Genomic DNA, 17,920 nt, shown 5'->3' with positions numbered 1-17,920 from the left:
TCAGACTTAAGGAACCGCCTGCGAGCCCTTTACGCCCAATAATTCCGGACAACGCTTGCCACCTACGTATTACCGCGGCTGCTGGCACGTAGTTAGCCGTGGCTTTCTGGTTAGGTACCGTCAAGGTACCGCCCTATTCGAACGGTACTTGTTCTTCCCTAACAACAGAGCTTTACGATCCGAAAACCTTCATCACTCACGCGGCGTTGCTCCGTCAGACTTTCGTCCATTGCGGAAGATTCCCTACTGCTGCCTCCCGTAGGAGTCTGGGCCGTGTCTCAGTCCCAGTGTGGCCGATCACCCTCTCAGGTCGGCTACGCATCGTTGCCTTGGTGAGCCGTTACCTCACCAACTAGCTAATGCGCCGCGGGTCCATCTGTAAGTGGTAGCCGAAGCCACCTTTTATGTTTGAACCATGCGGTTCAAACAAGCATCCGGTATTAGCCCCGGTTTCCCGGAGTTATCCCAGTCTTACAGGCAGGTTACCCACGTGTTACTCACCCGTCCGCCGCTAACATCAGGGAGCAAGCTCCCATCTGTCCGCTCGACTTGCATGTATTAGGCACGCCGCCAGCGTTCGTCCTGAGCCAGGATCAAACTCTCCGATAAAGTAGTTTGACTGACTACGCACATCGCTGTGCGATTTATTTAAAACTTGAATTAACAGGTACGTTTTGTCTTGTTTAGTTTTCAAAGATCATCAGCACTTCTTGAAGAAGCGACTTTATTAGTATAACATTTCTACTTTGTTCTGTCAAATGTTTTTTATTTTATTTCTCCGCCGCTGTGAGCTTGTTTTTTCAGAAGCGCATCAGCGACGTTTAATAATATACCATGCTCAAGAATCAGAGTCAACATCTTTTTTAAAAGAATATCCTCGATGAAAGACAGCCTGTCCTTTGGTTTCCATTCGGCACACGCTGATAAGACCTTTTTCCGTCAGGTAATCAAGCATGACGCCAAGGTCTTGAGTGAAATGGATTAAGTCAGGATGCTGAAGAAGCTCGCTAAATTGCCATATGTCCTTTTCTTTCATGACTTCGAAAAGATGTGCTGAACCAATCTCAGCTTTAGAATGAATCAGAAAATCATTTGCTAAGAATAACAATTCAAGCCTTTTTTCCAAGCTTTCGTGACTTTCAATCAGCTCGGAATATAATTTGTACACTTGAGGCTCGATTTGACGCACTTGACTCCACACAGTGGTTTCAGGGTGGAATCCTCTGTCGATTACTTCAATACGTGCGAGATGATGCAGGGCATGAACTACCGCATTGTAGGCATCTAAAAATTGATTGGCTTCAAAGAAAGCTTTTCCTTCAACGTATCTTCTAATTAACTTGCCGTATTCAAGGCCGATCTTCAGTTTGCGTTCTGCAAACGGAAAAGTATTAAGCCTGTCGATAAGCTCAGCAATATACTCATTGCGGTCAAACATGACTCTTCCGTTTACAATCCAATCTATTATTCTTCTATTTGTGCCGAGCAAAATCCATTCTTGAACCTGAGCATCAGTTATCACATGTAAAGAGGCTGTTTTGTGATCAAATTCATAATGCTTTATAAAAACAGGTTTATCAGACTGCTTTACAATGACAAGCAAAGCGGCATCAAAGTTATCAGTCAGGGAAGATGTTTTGTTTCTTCTCTCAATCATAATAACAGCCAATGTATTAGGATGGCTTGCTCTTTCTTGATAAATTGGACGGAGAAGATTTTCCATCACTATTCCTCCAATGCAATTGTTCAATTTTTTCATTCTCTATTTGATTCAATTCTATGGTTAAATCGAAATTCCTTTTTTCTAAACACATTGAACTATTATAAACAATTTCAAAGCAAGTCTCCATATTTAAATTCCATTTCAAACGAAAACATGAAGAAAATCCCATCGGGTTTGTGCTATATTTAATTCAGAGGGGGATGGACATGGCGAAATACTCCAGCAAAATTAATAAGATCAGAACGTTTGCGTTAAGTTTGGTTTTCGTTGGGTTTATCATTATGTACATCGGGATTTTTTTTAAGGAGTCCGTTTTGCTTTCGAGTTTGTTTATGATACTTGGGCTTTTATCCATCGGACTCAGCACGGTTGTTTATTTTTGGATCGGCATGCTCTCGACCAAAGCGGTTCGGGTCATTTGCCCTGGCTGTGAAAAAGAGACCAAGGTTTTAGGCAGAGTAGATATGTGTATGCATTGCAGAGAGCCGCTGACGTTAGATCAAAGCTTAGAAGGAAAAGAATTTGATGAGTCTTATAATAAGAAGAAAATGTTCAAATAAATAAGCTGACCGTTTTGCGGTCAGCTTATTTTAATGGTTTTCTTTTTTTGAACACTCTTGGCAGACGCCGTAAATTTCTAAACGGTGGTGGCTTACTTTAAAGCCGGTCACATGTGCAGCGAGCTGCTCCACTTCGTCAAGGCCGGGATAGTGGAAGTCCACAATTTTACCGCAGCTTTCACAAATGGCGTGATAGTGATCGGATGTAACAAAATCAAATCTGCTAGAAGCATCGCCATATGTGAGCTCTTTTACCAGGCCGGATTCCCGGAACACACGCAAGTTGTTATATACCGTCGCTACGCTCATGTTAGGAAATTTCCCTTCCAGAGCTTTATATATATCGTCCGCTGTTGGATGAGCCATAGAGTTAACGAGATATTCCAGAATCGCATGACGTTGAGGAGTAATGCGAACTCCGGTTTCCTTCAACGTTTCTAAGGCTTCTTTTAGTTCATGTGCAGCCATCCGTCATGCACCTCTCTTCTAAAAAAGATTCTTACATTATAATGTTTATAATTAGTGTACCTCTTTTTACGATAATTTGTCAATTGATATTAGGGTAAAAGTTGCAGCATCTATTATAAAGCTGACTGACAATTTTACTTTTCCGACATATCTTTCAGCGTCTGGAGCGCTTCGGCTACATGGTCTTTCACTTTTACCTTTCTCCATTCTTTAACGAGCCGGCCATCTTTGTCAATTAAAAAAGTGGAGCGTTCAATTCCCATATATTCTTTTCCGAAGTTTTTCTTCAGTTTCCACACATCAAATGCCTCCGCCAGCTTGTGTTCGTCATCGACAAGCAGCAAAAACGGCAGATTGTGCTTCTCTTTAAATTTTCCGTGTTTTTCCTCGCTGTCCGGGCTAACGCCGATAATCACAGCATCCAGCTCAGCGAAGTTTTCATGGCTGTCACGAAAATCGCAGGCTTCAGTTGTGCATCCCGGTGTCATGTCTTTTGGATAAAAGTAAAGGACGATATACTGCCCTTCATAATCCGATAATTTTACTATCTCCCCATGATCACCTTTCAACTCAATATCAGGCGCTTTTTGTCCGATTTCAATAGTCATTTCATTACCTCCGGATGTTTTTGTATTAAGCGTATCCAATTCTTGTCCAGATTACAACCATGGGCCTTGAACTTGAGCCTGAATCCGTTGTTCTTGTCTCGAAGCATGCTACAATAGAGGGGACGCATGGAGATATAGGAGGTTATTATTTTTGTATACAAAATCAGTTGAACTTCACCGTGAAGCATTAGAGCATATTGTCGGCGGTGTAAACAGCCCTTCAAGATCATATAAAGCAGTTGGCGGGGGTTCTCCTGTTGCAATGGAGAAAGCAGACGGCGCTTATTTTTGGGACGTCGACGGAAACAAATACATTGATTATTTGGCGGCTTACGGCCCGATCATCACCGGACATGCCCACCCGCATATTACAGAGGCGATTAAAAAAGCGGCAGAAAACGGTGTATTATATGGAACACCGACAAAACATGAGGTTACTTTTGCAAAGATGCTGAAGGAAGCCCTTCCCGCTATGGATAAAGTAAGATTCGTCAATTCAGGGACAGAAGCTGTGATGACGACCATCCGAGTGGCTCGCGCTTACACAGGCCGCACCAAAATCATTAAATTTGCAGGCTGTTATCACGGCCATTCAGATCTTGTGCTCGTAGCCGCCGGCTCCGGTCCGTCTACTCTGGGCACACCTGACTCAGCCGGTGTACCGAAAAGCATTGCAAACGAGGTCATTACAGTTCCATTTAATGATATTGACAGCTACAAAGCGGCCTTAGATAAATGGGGCAGTGAAATCGCAGCGGTTCTGGTTGAACCGATTGTCGGCAACTTCGGTATCGTTGAGCCAAAAGAAGGTTTCTTAGAACAAGTAAACGAACTGACTCACAATGCGGGCGCCCTCGTTATTTATGATGAAGTCATTACTGCTTTCCGCTTTATGTATGGCGGTGCTCAGGATCTTTTACAGGTTAAACCGGATTTAACTGCACTCGGAAAAATTATTGGCGGCGGACTTCCAATTGGAGCCTATGGCGGGAAACAAGAAATTATGGAGCAAGTCGCACCGCTCGGCCCTGCATATCAGGCAGGAACAATGGCCGGAAACCCCGCTTCTATTTTATCTGGCATTGCTTGCCTGGAAGTGCTGAAAGAAGAAGGCGTGTATGAAAAGCTTGACCGTCTTGGCGCTATGCTTGAGGAAGGCATTTTGGCACACGCAGAAACCCATGGCATCACAATAACAGTCAATCGCTTAAAGGGTGCACTGACGGTTTACTTCTCTGATGAGAAAGTAGAAAATTACGATCAGGCAGAACGCAGTGACGGTGAAACATTCGCTACGTTTTTCAAGCTGATGCTGGAGCGCGGCATTAATCTCGCACCTTCTAAATATGAAGCGTGGTTTATTACAACAGCACATACAGAGCAGGACATTAAAGATACGCTTGCTGCTGTTGAGGATGCTTTTAAACATCTTAAAAAGTAATATTGCACATCAGGCGGACAGGAGCTTAAAGCTCCTGTTTTTGTGTACTTTTAAAAAGCGTGTAAGATTTTGGTCTTTTTCTTGAGAAATAGCTTGAATAATTGTATTGATCCCTGTATATTACTTAATTGTTTAGCAAATAAACTCACAGGGAATTTTAATGATTAGCCATTTGCTAGGTCAAACAATTTATTATAGAAAGGAATGCACGCACAAACCAATGAAACTTGGTGCCCGCATTTTCAAAACAGGGATCGCGATTACGCTGGCTCTTTATTTAGCTTCGTGGATCGGACTTCCCGCACCGATTTTTGCTGGGATTGCAGCGATATTTGCGATCCAGCCATCAATTTACCGCTCTTTTCTTATTATTATTGATCAGGTTCAGGCAAATATTATCGGAGCTGTTATTGCCACAGTATTCGGTCTTATTTTCGGACCCAGTCCGATTATGATCGGATTGACAGCAGTGATTGTTATTACCATAATGCTGAAGCTTAAAATTGAACATACGATTTCCATTGCTCTTGTTACAGTTATTGCGATTTTAGAATCTGCCGGTGACGACTTTTTAATGTTTGCGTTGATCAGAACAAGCACAGTCATTTTAGGGGTGCTTTCTTCCTTTATCGTCAACCTGGTGTTCCTGCCGCCTAAGTACGAGACAAAGCTGATTCATAACACAGTCGAAAACACTGAAGAAATCATGAAATGGATCAGGCTGATTATGCGCCAGTCAACAGAGCATTCAATTTTGAAAGAGGATATTGAAAAATTGAAAGAAAAAATGCTCAAGCTAGATCAGACATATCTTCTATATAAAGAAGAAAGAAGCTACTTTAAGAAAACGACTTACGTGAAATCAAGAAAACTTGTCCTGTTCAGACAGGCGATAATAACCGCAAACCGGGCGCTCGACACGCTGAAGAAGCTGCATCGCCTGGAAAACGAGATTTATCATATGCCTCAAGAGTTTCAGGAAACACTGACTGAAGAACTTGATTACCTGCTTTATTGGCACGAGCGGATTTTGATGAGGTTTGTCGGCAAAATTAAACCGCATGATGATACAGATGAAGAAGGCATCCAATACAAACAGCTGCTGACAAAGTCATTTCTTAAAAACCAGCGCAACTCAGATGATGAGCTTCTTGATTATAATATGCTTAATATTATGGCAAGCGCTGTAGAATACCGCGAGCAGCTTGAACATTTAGAAACACTTATTACAAGCTTTCAAACGTACCATCCGAAAGACTGCGAAATGGAAATAGAAGAGTAGCCCGGTTCATATGCCGGGTTTTTTTATACAAAAAAATCTTATATCCTTGATAAAAGGATATAAGATCGAAGTTTACTTCAAGTTTTGGATTGTGAATAAGTGCTTGTATTGACTGTCATAATCCATCAGTTCATCATGAGTTCCGGTTTCAATGATTGTTCCGTTTTCCATGACGACAATTTTATCCGCATGCGTAATCGTTGATAAGCGGTGAGCCACGACAAAAGTTGTTCTGTCCTTCGCCAGTTTATCCATCGCTTCTTGAATGTAGTGTTCACTTTCAAGATCCAAAGCTGAAGTGGCTTCATCCAAGATCAGCAGCGGCGGATTTTTCAGAAATACACGCGCAATGGAAATCCGCTGTTTTTGTCCCCCGGAGAGCTTAACGCCTCTTTCTCCTACACGGGTCTCATACCCTTCCGGAAAACTCATAATAAAATCATGTGCATTAGCTGCTTTTGCGGCTTCCATAATGTCTTCAAGCGTGGCGTTAGGTTTTCCGATCGCGATATTTTCTCTAATCGTTTCACTGAATAAAAAGGTATCCTGAAGCACCATGCCAACCTGATTGCGCAGACTTCTTGCTTCATAATCCCGAATATCTGTCCCGTCAATCAATAGACTGCCGCTTGATACATCATAAAACCTTGGAATCAGGCTGACGAGCGTGGATTTCCCTCCGCCGCTCATTCCAACGAGAGCTACAGTTTCTCCTCTGATTACTTTTAATGACACGTCATGAAGGATGTTTTCTTTTTCCTTTTCATATTGAAACGATACATTTTGAAATTCGACTTCTCCGCGGATATGGTCAGCTTTGATGGCATTTGGTTTGTCAGTCAGCTCATACGGCTCGTCAATAAATTCAAACACCCTGTCCATTGAAGCGATTGACTGCGTCAAGGTTGTAGATGAATTAATCAGCCTTCTGACAGGGTTATACATTCTGTCGATATATCCGACAAATGCAACCATCGTTCCGACAGTCAGCGGTCCGTTGATGACAAAATAGCCGGCAAATGCAATCACGATGAGCGGTGCCAGATCTGTAATGGTGTTGACAACTGCAAAGGTCTTGGCATTCCAATTCGTATGACTGATTGCTTTATCTAAGAAATGGCTGTTTTTTTCGTTAAAGTTGGCCTGCTCATGGTCTTCTATCGCAAAGCTTCTGATCACCGGCATGCCTTGAATCCGTTCATGCAAATGCCCCTGCACCTGAGCAAGCGCCTGTGACCGTTCTCTTGTCAGCTTTCTTAAACGGCCGTAAAAATACTTCACTGATATTCCGTATAATGGAAATAAAACCACGGAAATAAGTGTTAATTTCACGTCCAGTGTCAGCATGATAGAGATCACGATCAAAATCGTCAGCATATCGAGCCATATATTCATCAGACCTGTGATCACAAAGTCCTTTGTCTGTTCCACATCGTTGATCACTCGGGAAATGACTTCCCCCGTTCTAGTATTCGCATAAAAACGAAGACTCAGCTTCTGTATATGATCAAACAGCTTGGCTCTTATATCATAGAGTACCTTACTGGCTGTCCACTGGGCAAAATATTGGCGATAATATTCAACTGGCGGGCGCAAAATTAAAAATAAGGCGAACATGATCGCCATAATGGTGAACAATGACGTTGTTTTGTCACTGGCCGTGCCGCCTCCTTGAATAATATCGTCAACTACGTACTTCAAAAGCAATGGGAGAGCAAGCGGAATGGAGAATTTTACGATCCCGATTAATACTGTAATGAAAATTTGCTTTTTATAAGGTTTGACGAATTGCATATAGCGTTTCATAACCCCCACGTTGATTCCCCCTCTCTTTATCATGATGTGTGTGAGCCCATGTGAAAAACCTGTTGTACCCCGCAACAGGTTTTTACGTAACCATTATTTTGTATAGCGCAAATACCGTTCATACCACATATCGACAAACTCGGGCGCAAACGGTCCCTGCCGCTGATGAATCCAGTGAAGCAGCGTATTTAAGTAGTCTCTTAAAATACTGTCAATTTCTTTTGGATAATTCATGGCTTTCCGATGATCATCATACTCATCTTCGTCGAGAATATTATAGGTCATGTCAGGAAATACCTTGACATCCAAGTCGTAATCAATATATTTAATTGCTTCGCCATCATAGGCAAACGGAGAACTGATGTTGCAGTAATAGTGAACCCCGTCTTCCCTCAGCATCCCGATGACATTAAACCATTGTCTTGCGTGAAAATAACAGATTGCGGGCTCTCTGGTTATCCATGTCCGGCCGTCTGATTCGGTTACCATCGTCCGGTCATTGGCTCCGATGACACACATTTCTGTACTTTTTAAGATTGTCGTTTCATTCCAAATTCTGTGGATCAGCCCGTTATGCTTATAGCTGTGAATTTGAATGGTTTCTCCTTCCTTGGGATAACCCATATTTCTCCCCTACTTTCTATAAAGCCCTACAGTTAGTATGTCCAAACTTGCTTACCGACAACGTCTTTTACCTATTATAACGTTACAAATTGAAAAATGAAAATAAAAGAGCCATTCCGGCTTGGGAATGGCACATTCCTGCTCTACACAAAGGAAGACGGCTTTTCTGAGCTGCGATATGAACGAATCACCTGCTCTGTCTGCTTTTGAAACATATCCTGTATATCAGCGAGATGTTTTCGTTTTACCGCAATTTCATCCTGAATACCGCGCAGCCTTGCATCCCTTTCCAAGTGCCGGAGTTCTGCTTCGATTTGTTTGCAGCGGTCGAGCTCTGATTGGAGATCGAGAAGCTTGTCCATCGTTTTCATCTGTTCTATTACCAGCTTTTCAAATTCCGTCATCGGTTCCTCCTTCAGCCCTGGTCAAAGTCTAAACGTTTCCACCATTAATCATTTCGATCCTGATCCGGCAAACCCTTTGACTCATTCTGTTGAGCTTTCACAAGTTTTGTCGTTTTTCAAACAGAAAAAAGCACTTCCACCCGAAGATGAAGTGCTTTTTTCTGTTTCAGTGATTAGCTGTTTTGTTGTTTGTTTTGTTCAGCAGATTGGTTTTGCTGTCTTACCTGCTGTGTGTTAGTTTCGCTTGCGAATTCAGTGCCGAATTGACCTTGTTGGCCAGCAGCTGATTGTTGGTTTTGTTTTCTGACTTGCTGAACGTTTGTTTCGCTAGCAAATTCAGTACCGAATTGACCTTGACCAGCAGCTGATTGTTGGTTTTGTTTTCTAACTTGTTGAGCGTTAGTTTTGCTGAAATTATTTGAGTTAGCCATTGTTATCACCTCCACGGTCATTAGAATGTGCAGGTAATCGATTGGCTATTCCTTTTTTCAAAAAAATTTTTTAAACGAGCAGTGAGCGCCCGCCGTCAACGATAATGGTCTGTCCGCGGATCATATCAGCTTTTGAAGACACTAAAAATTCAACCGTATCGACCATGTCTTTAATCTCTACCATACGTCCCGCCGGGGTATTTTGACGCGCATCCTCCAAAAGATCTTCTCTGTTCGGGAAGTGTTTAAGCGCATCTGTGTCAATCGCTCCGCCTGATACTGCATTTACGATAATCTGTTTTGGTGAAAGCTCTACTGCGAGATAACGGGTTAAAGCCTCTAATGCAGCTTTTGACACACCGACTGTCGTATAGTTTTCAAGGTATCGGATTGAACCTAATGAGCTGATGCTGACAATATGACCGCCGCCGTTCTTCTCCATCAGCTTTGCCGCTTCCTGAGCGCAGAAAAGCAAGGCTTTTGCATTGATGTTCATCGTCCAGTCCCAATGTGTCTCCTCTAATTCCATAACTGGTCTCAATACACCTGAGGCAGCGTTATTAACAAAGACATCCAGCCTTCCAAAGGTTTCATCAATCTGCTGAAACATCTCTTTAATTTTTGCGGGCTGTCCCACGTTTGCTTTTACAATAAGCACTTTAACTCCAAGTTTTTCGATTTCTTCCGCTGTTTCCAGAGCGGCTTTTTTGCTGCGTGCATAGTTAATGACAATATTATAGCCATTTTCCGCAAGTCTGATCGCCGCTGCTTTTCCGACGCCGCGGCTGCTTCCTGTTACGAGTGCGCATTTATTTTGTTCCATTTTTTCCTCAGCTCCTTGTAGCGTATAGTTCTCTTCATTCCACAAACAATAATGGCAAGAACTTTAAAGGGGGTCTTCCGTTATGTATGTCGGACGAGATATGAGCGAATTGACCATGATTTCCAAAAAGGACTGGAAAAACAGTGAACTCGCCTATTTTCATCATGCCTTTCAGCAAATTATGCCTTATTTGAACGAAGAAGGCCAATCAAAATACCGGGAATTAACGCAAGAGATTGAAGCGCGCGGCGGAATGAAGCGCAATGAAGCAGACTACACCCACGGCACGCGCGTCAGTTATGATTAAGGACTCTTACCGAGCAGCCGAATTATATACTCCGGCTGCTTCCACTGCCATCTTCCAAATTTTTTGATGTGACACTGGAAACGCGAATTCTTCGAGCTCTTCCTTCGTTACTTTTTTCAGTTCTGCAGCATCCGACACTTGTTTTACTTTACCGAAAAACACAGAAATATTCCATACCAGGTGGGTGAAAACATGCTCCACAACACCTTGGAGGTCACTGATTTCAGCTTGTATGCCAAAATCACTTTCTAAAAATGCAGTGAGCTGCTCGCGCTCTGTTTTCATTCCTTTTTGTGTTTCAAAATTCGGGAATTCCCACAGATTGGCTAGCAGTCCCTTTGACGGGCGTTTATGAATATAAACTTGTCCGTCATCATCTGTCAGTACAATTGCAGCCATTGTTTTGATCCCGGGTTTTTTCTTTTTGCTTTTCACCGGGAGTTCCCGTTCAGTCCCTTCTGCAAACGCTGAGCAATGCCGCTGGACAGGACAGAGCAGGCAAGAAGGTGATTTCGGCGTGCAGATGATGGCTCCCAGCTCCATTAAACCTTGATTGAATTCCGAGGGTTTTTCTTTTGAAATAAACACACGGACCGCTTCTTCAAAAATGGTTCTTGTTTTTGGCTTAGCAATATCATCCCAGATGGACAGAATTCTCGACATAACACGCATCACATTTCCGTCAACCGCGGGAATCGGTTTATTGTAGGCAATGCTTAGCACTGCTCCTTTTGTGTAAGGGCCTACGCCTTTTAAGCCGCCAAATTCTTTTTCTTCTGATGGAACAACTCCTCCGTACTGCTGCTTCACTTCTTTTACAGCGCTTTGCAGGTTTCTGACCCGCGAGTAATAACCGAGACCTTCCCATGCTTTGAGCACTTTTTCTTCATCGGCATCAGCGAGTGCTTCTACTGTCGGGAATTGCTTCACAAACCTTAAAAAGTAAGGAATGACCGTCTCTACTCTCGTTTGCTGGAGCATCACTTCAGACACCCACACTTTATATGGATCTTGGTCCTCTCTCCACGGCAGAATGCGCTGTTCTCTTTCGAACCATGTAATTAAATCATTTTGAAATTGCTGTATATCTTTTTGTCTTACCTTATCTTCAAGTACATTCATATGTGTTTCTCCCCAGTCTCTCGCGCCCCGCTTTTCTTTAGACTGTTTTTTGTTGTACACTAAGGGCACAGTACGATAATATGTTACATTAAATAGAAGTAAAGAAAAAGCGGAAACATATGAGAACGATTGAACAGGTTAAAAGATTGGGTATATAAAATTAGGGAATGTCTTACAAAGTGAATGTGCAGGATAAACCTGCAAGGAGGTCACCTATGGATACGGGCACACATGTTGTCATGGGCATCGCACTCGGCGGAATTGCGACACTGGATCCGGTTGTCGGAACAGATCCGGCAATGGCTCACGCAGTCATGATCGCTACGCTTGCGGGCTCACAGGCTCCTGATATCGATACTGTGTTAAAACTTAAAAATAATGCTGTTTATATAAGAAATCACAGAGGTTTTACCCATTCTATTCCCGCCGTTTTGTTTTGGTCTGTCATCATTCCGGCGATTTTGCATTTATTTTATCCCCAGGCTGATTTTCTGCATCTGTGGCTGTGGACATTGTTGGCAGTCGTTCTGCATGTATTTGTGGACATTTTCAATGCGTACGGAACACAAGCCATCCGGCCGTTTTCGAAAAAATGGGTGGCACTCGGGCTGATTAACACATTTGATCCGTTTATTTTCATCAGCCATCTGGCTGCCATCGCGGTTTGGTATGTCGGCGGCAGCCCCGGTATCACATTTCTCACCTTATACGTCATACTGGCAGGCTATTATATCTTGCGCCTGATGATGCAGCTGCGAATCAAACGGCAGCTCCGTGAGCTAATTGAGGAAGAGATCGAAAACATTATCATTTCACCGACGATGAAATTTCGGCAATGGCGAATTGCTGTTACGACCGCGCATGCCTTTTATGTAGGAAGGAGCATGGACGGGCATGTGGTGATACTTGATACGTTTAATCGGGTGCCGGTTCCTGAAACCGATGTTATGCAAGCTGCGAAGCAGGATGACAACATTGCGGCGTTTCTTTCATTCTCTCCGGTTTACAGGTGGGAAGTGGATACGTATAAAGACCATTATGAGGTCCGGTTTATTGACCTGCGTTATCGGAGTAAAGGGCACTATCCGTTTGTGGCAATCGTTCATATCAGCCATGATCTTGAAATACGCTCATCTTATACTGGCTGGATATTCAGCGAAGAAAAGCTTCAGAAAAAATTAAAGCTCGGCTCTATTTAGAGCCGGGCTTTTTTGCGTCTTGTATAAAAAACAGCTAGGAGCAGACTGATGAAAGAAATCACAGCCGATATCTTAAAATATGGCGGATAGTAGGTCAGTTCAATTTGATTGTCTCCCTTTTGCGCCTTAAAACCAATAAAAGTGTAATCGGCTTTTTCAATTTGCTGCTGCTTTCCGTTAATTTTCAGCTCCCAGCCTTTCTCATACGGAATCGGGAGCATGATGTACTGAGGTTTGGAATTGTGATATGTGAATGTCAGCTTGTTTTTATTCCATTCCAGGCTGTCTGTTTTCTCCGTTTTGTTTTGCGACGCAGCGTTTTTTAATGTTTGATAATTTTCTTCAAAAAGCGCGATATCTGAAAGCTCGTACGTTCCTTTCGGAAGCCTGATTGAGATATGATCTGCTTTAGGCACTCTGATGGTCAAATCGTTTACTCCCGTTTTATAGATCGATTGATTTGATTTTCTTGTTGTGACATAATCATTTACCTTTAGCGTAAATCCTTTGTCTCTTGCTTTGCTTTTCAAATAAAAACTGACATAGTAATCGCCCGGACCGACTGATGGCTTTTTCGGGGTGATGATCAATTCTCCTCCGTTTTCTCCAGTTACAGTCAGGAGTCCGTTTTGATATTGAGCCTGTTTTGCAGTGATGTCCGATTTGGAAATCAGATTCGTCAGATTAGGGGGCTGCTCTGTTTTTTCAGTTGGATCTGCTAATACAATTCCTTTGAGCATCGCTTGCTCTTTTGCAAGTGCCGGCAACTTTTTCAGGTCACTTTCTGCGTAAACCCTTTCGGCTGATTTGACGAAAGGAAGCATATATTGATTTTCATAAACGGTGTAGTGCTCTGAATCCATATGTTTTGTGAAGCCGTATGGAACATTCGCTTCGTTTATTTTTTCCGTCATATAGTATCTGCCGTAAAGCAGGCTGTACAAATTCGCTCTGTCCCCCAATGAAGCGTAGCGGCTGACGCTTTCTCTTCCCATATCGATGCGAAGATCATTCCAATAAAAGGAGAGCAGATGGCTGTTTAAAATGCTCGAGTAGGCGCTGAATCCATTAAACCCGTAAATAATCGGAGTGTTATTGCGCACGCCATTCATCCAGTCGATTCTCACGAGCGGGTCATTGTCTTCCTTTTGCACACGTCTGATGAGCTTAGATTGTTCGTCTCCTTTGTATTCCTCGCTTGTAATATAGGATTTTGAAACACTGTCCAGCCCGCCTCCTTCTGAGAGCGCATATTTCTGATAGGTGTTAGCGACAAGCAGCGAAGACAAAATCACCACACCGTATACAGCAAGCTTTGCCCGTTTTTTCACAAAAACTGCGGCAAACAAAGCAGCAATTGTCAGGAACAAAAGCAGTAAGATGCTTTCATTCGCTGGCTTCCATATATCAAGCTCATATCTTTGGACATGATACCAGTAAAGAAGCAGAACAACCGCTGCTGCTGGAAGCAATTCTTTCCGCCTCAGCTCCTGCAGCTGTGATAAACCTGCGGCTGCCGCCCCGGCGATTGTAAAGGCCAAAATATATTCAAACCGGTTTTGCGGTGCGGAAAAGCCGTTAAAGGCGCTTGCCGCATAAGGACTGAAATGAAAGAGAATAAACAGAAGGCTCATTCCGGCAAAAAGGCGAAACACGCGGTGTTTATAAAAAGAAATGACAAACAAAAACAGTAAAAAGATGGCTGGCACCACGATAATCCTGCTCGAAAATAAAATATTATCATCGAAATTCAGCCACTCTATTTTTTCATTATACGGTGGGCGCAGGTTATTTAAATATCCGTAAACCACCGGCACAAATACCGCCGCACTGATACCAAAAGAAATGAGTCCCGAGACGATAAACATTCTGCATTGAACCCATTTTTTCACTTCGTGTTCTTCCAGCTTGATAAACCATCTGAACAAGATATAAATTCCAATGAAAATCAGATTTATGTATGCAAAGTAAAAATTGTTGATTAAGCTCAAGGAGCAAGCAATGATAAACCATGCCGGACGCCGCTCTCGGATGATTTTTTCTGCTCCGAGCACGAGAAGCGGGAGCCAAATCATTGTATCGGTGAAAAATTCCCAATACGCTTCGTGGCGAAAGTAAATAATCGATACTCCGTATAGGACAGCACCCGTAAATGCCGCTGCTCTGCGTTTGAGCAAATAGCTGAAAACAGAAGCTGATGTAAAAATAATCAGACTCAGCTTAATAATGCTGATAAAAACGGCTGACTGCGCCCAAAAAAGCGTATCCGCCTCACCGATGAGATGAACGGATTGCAGCAGCCATACTGCGGCGGAAGTCGCAAGAAAAAGAAAAGAAGCAGAAAAATAATAGCCAAGCTGACTGAATGTGCCTCCGCCGAGTCCGAATGAATAATGATAGAAAAAGTTTCCTTGCGTGTATTGTTCATATAATAATTTCTTAAATACGATCATTTGCGCCAGTCCGTCACCGGGACCGGTCATATATCTGCCATCCGCCCATTCTTTCACAAAAAAAGCGTGTGCTAGAACCGCTATGAACAGACTGGCCGCATAAATGAAGACATGTTTTCTTTTTTTCATAAGGATTCTCCAGTCTTGCCGTTAACTTGTAAGCATGCAAAAAAGCACTGCCAATGGCAATTCATTCATTTCAGTGCAGTTTAGTCAGGCGCCGCATGTTTTTCAATTCGTTCGTTTCAGGCAGATCTTTGCTTGGGATATTTGCTTCTTTGATCAAATAATGCGGCCGTTTTTTTGTTTCGTAATAGATTCTGCCGATGTATTCTCCTATGATGCCAAGGCTTAACAGCTGAACCCCGCCAAGAAATAAGACCGCAGATATAATTGTGAAATATCCGGGTACAGAAATACCGTTTGTAAGAATTTTGACGAACGTGGCGATGATATAAATAAGAGAGAGCAGCAATACAAAAATGCCGGTGTAAAAGCATATTCTCAGCGGTTTATGGTTAAAGGAGACAACGCCGTCCATTCCGTAATTAAAAAGGCTGCTGAATGACCATTTGGATGTGCCGTTTTTTCTTTCGACATTTTCGTAAAAAACAATTTTCTGTTCGAAACCTATCCAGCAAAACAGGCCTTTTGAAAAGCGGTTGCCTTCGCTCAATTTCAAAAGTGCATCCACAGCTTGGCGGCTTAACAGCCGAAAGTCTCCGACACCGTCACGCAAATCAACTTCCACCGCTTTATTAATGAACTTGTAGTAAAGGGACGAAAGAAGCGAACGCACGGGGTTATCCCCTTTCCTGTTCCTCTGGGCAATGACTTGATCATAGCCTTCCTCGTAGCCTTTGATAAAGTCCTTCAGCAAATAGGTCGGATGCTGCAAATCGGCGTCCATCACGACAACTGCCTCGCCTTGAACATGTTCAAATCCGGCCAAGATCGCGGCTTCTTTTCCAAAGTTTCGCGAAAATGATATGTATTTCACTCGGCTGCATTTGGATGCCAGGTCTTTGATCTGCTGAAGCGTGTCATCAATACTTCCGTCGTTAATGAAGAATATTTCATAATCATAATGAATGTTTTTGAATTCCTTTTTTAAAGATTCATGAATGAGTTTGACATTATAACCTTCATTGTAAGACGGGATAATAATCGAGATTAATCCTTGCTTCATTAAGGCACCTTCTTTTTATTATTCTTTTTAAGTATTGCCTTAGGGGAATTTGTACACAAATCTTCAGTAAGGCTATTCCTTTTTTTAAAGTCGTTTAAACCTGTTTTTTGTTACATTTTTGGTATGACATTTGAGTATATGTAATGTTATTTTGTCAGGTTTAAAATAGAGTATGAAAAAAAAGCATAGAAAAAGTCTGCCATTTCGACAGACGTGCAAAGAAAATCTGACTTATTGTTTTTCAAGATATTCTAAAATAAGCTGATTCACGATGGCCGGCTTTTCGTGGCTGATCCAATGGGACGCTTCATCCACAAATATTAAATGCCCGTTTGGACAGCGGCTTGCTGTTTCTTTTGCAAGCTTTCTGCTTAAAAAGCGGTCTTCCATTCCCCAGATCATCCGGTAAGGGGCTGTATGGTATTCGCGGGGGTTTTCCGCAAGGCTGCCTTTTCTGAGGGCCCTGTACCAGTTCAGCATTGACGTCAGGGCGCCAGGCTGCTTCCACGCTTCTTTGTACTTTTTGATATCCTCAGAAGAAAAAAGCTCCGGCCGATCAGATAGCCCGATGGCTTTATCTAATTTCTCATAATTATTTTCTTTTAACGCGGCCTCCGGTTTGTCCGGCAGCTGGAAGAAGGCAATGTACGAGCTTTTCAGCCATTGCGGCGGGTAGACTGGCGTTACGGTTTTCATGATGTGCGGATGCGGTATGTTAATGGCGATCAGCTTTTCAACATATTCCGGACGTGTTGATGCCAAATGCCAGGCTACTGCTCCTCCCCAGTCATGCCCGATCACGATTGCTTTTTGATCAGTGAATTGCGAAATAAGCCCAATGATATCATCTCTTAATGTATCAATTCGATAAGCCTCAATTCCTTCGGGTTTATCACTGAGGTTGTAACCGCGCTGATCGGGAGCAATCACCCGATACCCCGCATCGGCAAGCGGTTTGATTTGATTTTTCCAGCCATACCAAAATTCAGGGAACCCATGGAGCAGGACAATAAGCGGGCCGTCCTCCGGCCCTGCGGAAGCAACGTGGAGCGTGATCCCATTTGTTTTGATAAACTGACTGTTAACTCCTTCCACTCAACTCTCCTCCTTGACTTTTCGTCATATGTTTCAGCCTTTTCTCCGTCAGCATAAAAGTGATGATACAAGCAGCAATAAGCATGATCAGCTGAAGAATGATAAAGCTTGATCTCAGCAGCACCCCGGCCCCCAAGACAATCAAACCTGACAGGATCATGAGCGCCGCACTGTAACGGTTGGCTTCATTCCATAATCTTTGATCTGACATTGAGCGTCTCGTTCTGAATCCATATACACTGTTAATGGATTTTGGAGGGAACAATTTGATGAAAAGACCTGCAATGATCATGAGCCCTCCGCCGACTAAACAAGCCATATGATCATCTCCTTTCTCATTGTTACGTTCAGAAAGAAGAAATGTTTCAATATCAAGGCAAAAAGA

At 42.9% G+C, this 17,920-nt stretch carries 18 protein-coding genes and 1 rRNA gene; 5 read left to right on the top strand and 14 right to left on the bottom strand.

Going from position 1 to position 17,920, the window contains the following annotated elements:
* Nucleotides 1-609 (bottom strand): 16S ribosomal RNA (locus LJF29_RS13275); the annotation flags it as partial.
* A 229-nt stretch (nucleotides 610-838) separates the two neighbouring features.
* Nucleotides 839-1,723 (bottom strand): nucleotidyltransferase-like protein, encoded by an 885-nt coding sequence (locus LJF29_RS13270; RefSeq protein WP_229149012.1) that lies wholly within the window; start codon nucleotides 1,721-1,723, stop codon nucleotides 839-841.
* A 206-nt stretch (nucleotides 1,724-1,929) separates the two neighbouring features.
* On the opposite strand from LJF29_RS13270, the gene LJF29_RS13265 reads away from it, so the two are divergent.
* Complete coding sequence (locus LJF29_RS13265) at nucleotides 1,930-2,283, top strand: YgzB family protein (RefSeq protein ID WP_229149010.1); 354 nt, start codon at nucleotides 1,930-1,932, stop codon at nucleotides 2,281-2,283.
* Between the two features lie 30 nt (nucleotides 2,284-2,313).
* On the opposite strand, the gene perR is transcribed toward LJF29_RS13265, so the two are convergent.
* Both perR and bcp read right to left on the bottom strand, forming a co-directional pair.
* Nucleotides 2,314-2,751: a peroxide-responsive transcriptional repressor PerR gene (gene perR / locus LJF29_RS13260; RefSeq protein WP_010333472.1), complete on the bottom strand. Its 438-nt coding sequence runs from the start codon at nucleotides 2,749-2,751 to the stop codon at nucleotides 2,314-2,316.
* 134 nt (nucleotides 2,752-2,885) lie between these two features.
* Nucleotides 2,886-3,359 (bottom strand): thioredoxin-dependent thiol peroxidase, encoded by a 474-nt coding sequence (bcp, locus tag LJF29_RS13255; protein WP_010333471.1) that lies wholly within the window; start codon nucleotides 3,357-3,359, stop codon nucleotides 2,886-2,888.
* A 151-nt stretch (nucleotides 3,360-3,510) separates the two neighbouring features.
* Between bcp and LJF29_RS13250 the strand changes: the two genes are divergently transcribed.
* Together LJF29_RS13250 and LJF29_RS13245 are read left to right on the top strand one after the other, a co-directional pair.
* Nucleotides 3,511-4,800 (top strand): glutamate-1-semialdehyde 2,1-aminomutase, encoded by a 1,290-nt coding sequence (locus LJF29_RS13250; RefSeq protein ID WP_229149008.1) that lies wholly within the window; start codon nucleotides 3,511-3,513, stop codon nucleotides 4,798-4,800.
* A 220-nt stretch (nucleotides 4,801-5,020) separates the two neighbouring features.
* Nucleotides 5,021-6,082: an aromatic acid exporter family protein gene (locus tag LJF29_RS13245; protein ID WP_010333468.1), complete on the top strand. Its 1,062-nt coding sequence runs from the start codon at nucleotides 5,021-5,023 to the stop codon at nucleotides 6,080-6,082.
* Nucleotides 6,083-6,154: 72 nt separating this feature from the next.
* Here LJF29_RS13245 and LJF29_RS13240 read toward each other — a convergent pair whose 3' ends face one another.
* The 5 genes from LJF29_RS13240 to fabL all read right to left on the bottom strand — a co-directional run bounded on the left by LJF29_RS13240 (nucleotide 6,155) and on the right by fabL (nucleotide 10,170).
* A complete protein-coding gene (locus LJF29_RS13240; protein ID WP_010333467.1) occupies nucleotides 6,155-7,897 on the bottom strand; it encodes an ABC transporter ATP-binding protein in 1,743 nt (580 codons plus the stop codon).
* Between the two features lie 84 nt (nucleotides 7,898-7,981).
* Nucleotides 7,982-8,512, bottom strand: a complete 531-nt coding sequence (locus LJF29_RS13235; protein ID WP_003223272.1) for a nucleoside tri-diphosphate phosphatase — start codon at nucleotides 8,510-8,512, stop codon at nucleotides 7,982-7,984.
* Nucleotides 8,513-8,655: 143 nt separating this feature from the next.
* The gene (locus LJF29_RS13230) at nucleotides 8,656-8,916 is read right to left on the bottom strand and encodes a YgaB family protein (protein WP_010333466.1); all 261 of its coding nucleotides are present in this window, start codon (nucleotides 8,914-8,916) and stop codon (nucleotides 8,656-8,658) included.
* A 173-nt stretch (nucleotides 8,917-9,089) separates the two neighbouring features.
* A complete protein-coding gene (gene sspE / locus LJF29_RS13225) occupies nucleotides 9,090-9,347 on the bottom strand; it encodes a gamma type acid-soluble spore protein SspE (RefSeq protein WP_010333465.1) in 258 nt (85 codons plus the stop codon).
* Nucleotides 9,348-9,417: 70 nt separating this feature from the next.
* On the bottom strand, nucleotides 9,418-10,170 hold the full coding sequence (gene fabL, locus LJF29_RS13220; protein ID WP_010333464.1) for an enoyl-[acyl-carrier-protein] reductase FabL: 753 nt from the start codon (nucleotides 10,168-10,170) through the stop codon (nucleotides 9,418-9,420).
* Between the two features lie 82 nt (nucleotides 10,171-10,252).
* Between fabL and LJF29_RS13215 the strand changes: the two genes are divergently transcribed.
* Nucleotides 10,253-10,477, top strand: coding sequence for a hypothetical protein (locus LJF29_RS13215; RefSeq protein WP_229149007.1), 225 nt, complete (start codon nucleotides 10,253-10,255; stop codon nucleotides 10,475-10,477).
* Between the two features lie 6 nt (nucleotides 10,478-10,483).
* Here the strand turns inward: LJF29_RS13215 and mutY are convergent, their stop codons facing one another.
* Nucleotides 10,484-11,599, bottom strand: a complete 1,116-nt coding sequence (gene mutY, locus LJF29_RS13210) for an A/G-specific adenine glycosylase (RefSeq protein ID WP_229149005.1) — start codon at nucleotides 11,597-11,599, stop codon at nucleotides 10,484-10,486.
* A 215-nt stretch (nucleotides 11,600-11,814) separates the two neighbouring features.
* Here mutY and LJF29_RS13205 point away from each other — a divergent pair, with 215 nt between their 5' ends.
* Nucleotides 11,815-12,798 (top strand): metal-dependent hydrolase, encoded by a 984-nt coding sequence (locus LJF29_RS13205; RefSeq protein WP_229149004.1) that lies wholly within the window; start codon nucleotides 11,815-11,817, stop codon nucleotides 12,796-12,798.
* On the opposite strand, the gene LJF29_RS13200 is transcribed toward LJF29_RS13205, so the two are convergent.
* From LJF29_RS13200 to LJF29_RS13185, 4 genes are all read right to left on the bottom strand, one after another.
* On the bottom strand, nucleotides 12,795-15,380 hold the full coding sequence (locus LJF29_RS13200; RefSeq protein ID WP_229149002.1) for a YfhO family protein: 2,586 nt from the start codon (nucleotides 15,378-15,380) through the stop codon (nucleotides 12,795-12,797). The two genes, LJF29_RS13205 and LJF29_RS13200, sit on opposite strands and share 4 nt — an antisense overlap.
* Before the next feature lie 70 nt (nucleotides 15,381-15,450).
* Complete coding sequence (locus LJF29_RS13195) at nucleotides 15,451-16,440, bottom strand: glycosyltransferase family 2 protein (RefSeq protein ID WP_010333459.1); 990 nt, start codon at nucleotides 16,438-16,440, stop codon at nucleotides 15,451-15,453.
* 231 nt (nucleotides 16,441-16,671) lie between these two features.
* The gene (locus LJF29_RS13190; protein WP_010333458.1) at nucleotides 16,672-17,535 is read right to left on the bottom strand and encodes an alpha/beta fold hydrolase; all 864 of its coding nucleotides are present in this window, start codon (nucleotides 17,533-17,535) and stop codon (nucleotides 16,672-16,674) included.
* Nucleotides 17,522-17,854, bottom strand: coding sequence for an SdpI family protein (locus LJF29_RS13185; RefSeq protein ID WP_026014680.1), 333 nt, complete (start codon nucleotides 17,852-17,854; stop codon nucleotides 17,522-17,524). Before LJF29_RS13185 ends, LJF29_RS13190 begins: the two co-directional genes overlap by 14 nt.
* Nucleotides 17,855-17,920 lie beyond the last annotated feature (66 nt).

The sequence above is a fragment of the Bacillus sp. LBG-1-113 genome, from assembly GCF_020708615.1.
GTDB lineage: Bacteria > Bacillota > Bacilli > Bacillales > Bacillaceae > Bacillus > Bacillus mojavensis.
The sequence above is the reverse complement of the archived record's forward strand: the minus strand, read 5'-3'. Positions and strand labels throughout refer to the sequence as shown.

Bases quoted from the DNA above. Each gene is read 5' to 3' on its own strand.
- LJF29_RS13235 (WP_003223272.1), bottom strand. From the start codon at position 8,512: ATGGGTTATCCCAAGGAAGGAGAAACCATTCAAATTCACAGCTATAAG.
- LJF29_RS13195 (WP_010333459.1), bottom strand. From the start codon at position 16,440: ATGAAGCAAGGATTAATCTCGATTATTATCCCGTCTTACAATGAAGGT.
- mutY (WP_229149005.1), bottom strand. From the start codon at position 11,599: ATGAATGTACTTGAAGATAAGGTAAGACAAAAAGATATACAGCAATTT.
- LJF29_RS13200 (WP_229149002.1), bottom strand. From the start codon at position 15,380: ATGAAAAAAAGAAAACATGTCTTCATTTATGCGGCCAGTCTGTTCATA.
- LJF29_RS13205 (WP_229149004.1), top strand. From the start codon at position 11,815: ATGGATACGGGCACACATGTTGTCATGGGCATCGCACTCGGCGGAATT.
- perR (WP_010333472.1), bottom strand. From the start codon at position 2,751: ATGGCTGCACATGAACTAAAAGAAGCCTTAGAAACGTTGAAGGAAACC.
- LJF29_RS13265 (WP_229149010.1), top strand. From the start codon at position 1,930: ATGGCGAAATACTCCAGCAAAATTAATAAGATCAGAACGTTTGCGTTA.
- bcp (WP_010333471.1), bottom strand. From the start codon at position 3,359: ATGACTATTGAAATCGGACAAAAAGCGCCTGATATTGAGTTGAAAGGT.
- LJF29_RS13230 (WP_010333466.1), bottom strand. From the start codon at position 8,916: ATGACGGAATTTGAAAAGCTGGTAATAGAACAGATGAAAACGATGGAC.
- LJF29_RS13270 (WP_229149012.1), bottom strand. From the start codon at position 1,723: ATGGAAAATCTTCTCCGTCCAATTTATCAAGAAAGAGCAAGCCATCCT.
- LJF29_RS13185 (WP_026014680.1), bottom strand. From the start codon at position 17,854: ATGGCTTGTTTAGTCGGCGGAGGGCTCATGATCATTGCAGGTCTTTTC.
- sspE (WP_010333465.1), bottom strand. From the start codon at position 9,347: ATGGCTAACTCAAATAATTTCAGCAAAACTAACGCTCAACAAGTTAGA.
- LJF29_RS13245 (WP_010333468.1), top strand. From the start codon at position 5,021: ATGAAACTTGGTGCCCGCATTTTCAAAACAGGGATCGCGATTACGCTG.
- LJF29_RS13215 (WP_229149007.1), top strand. From the start codon at position 10,253: ATGTATGTCGGACGAGATATGAGCGAATTGACCATGATTTCCAAAAAG.
- fabL (WP_010333464.1), bottom strand. From the start codon at position 10,170: ATGGAACAAAATAAATGCGCACTCGTAACAGGAAGCAGCCGCGGCGTC.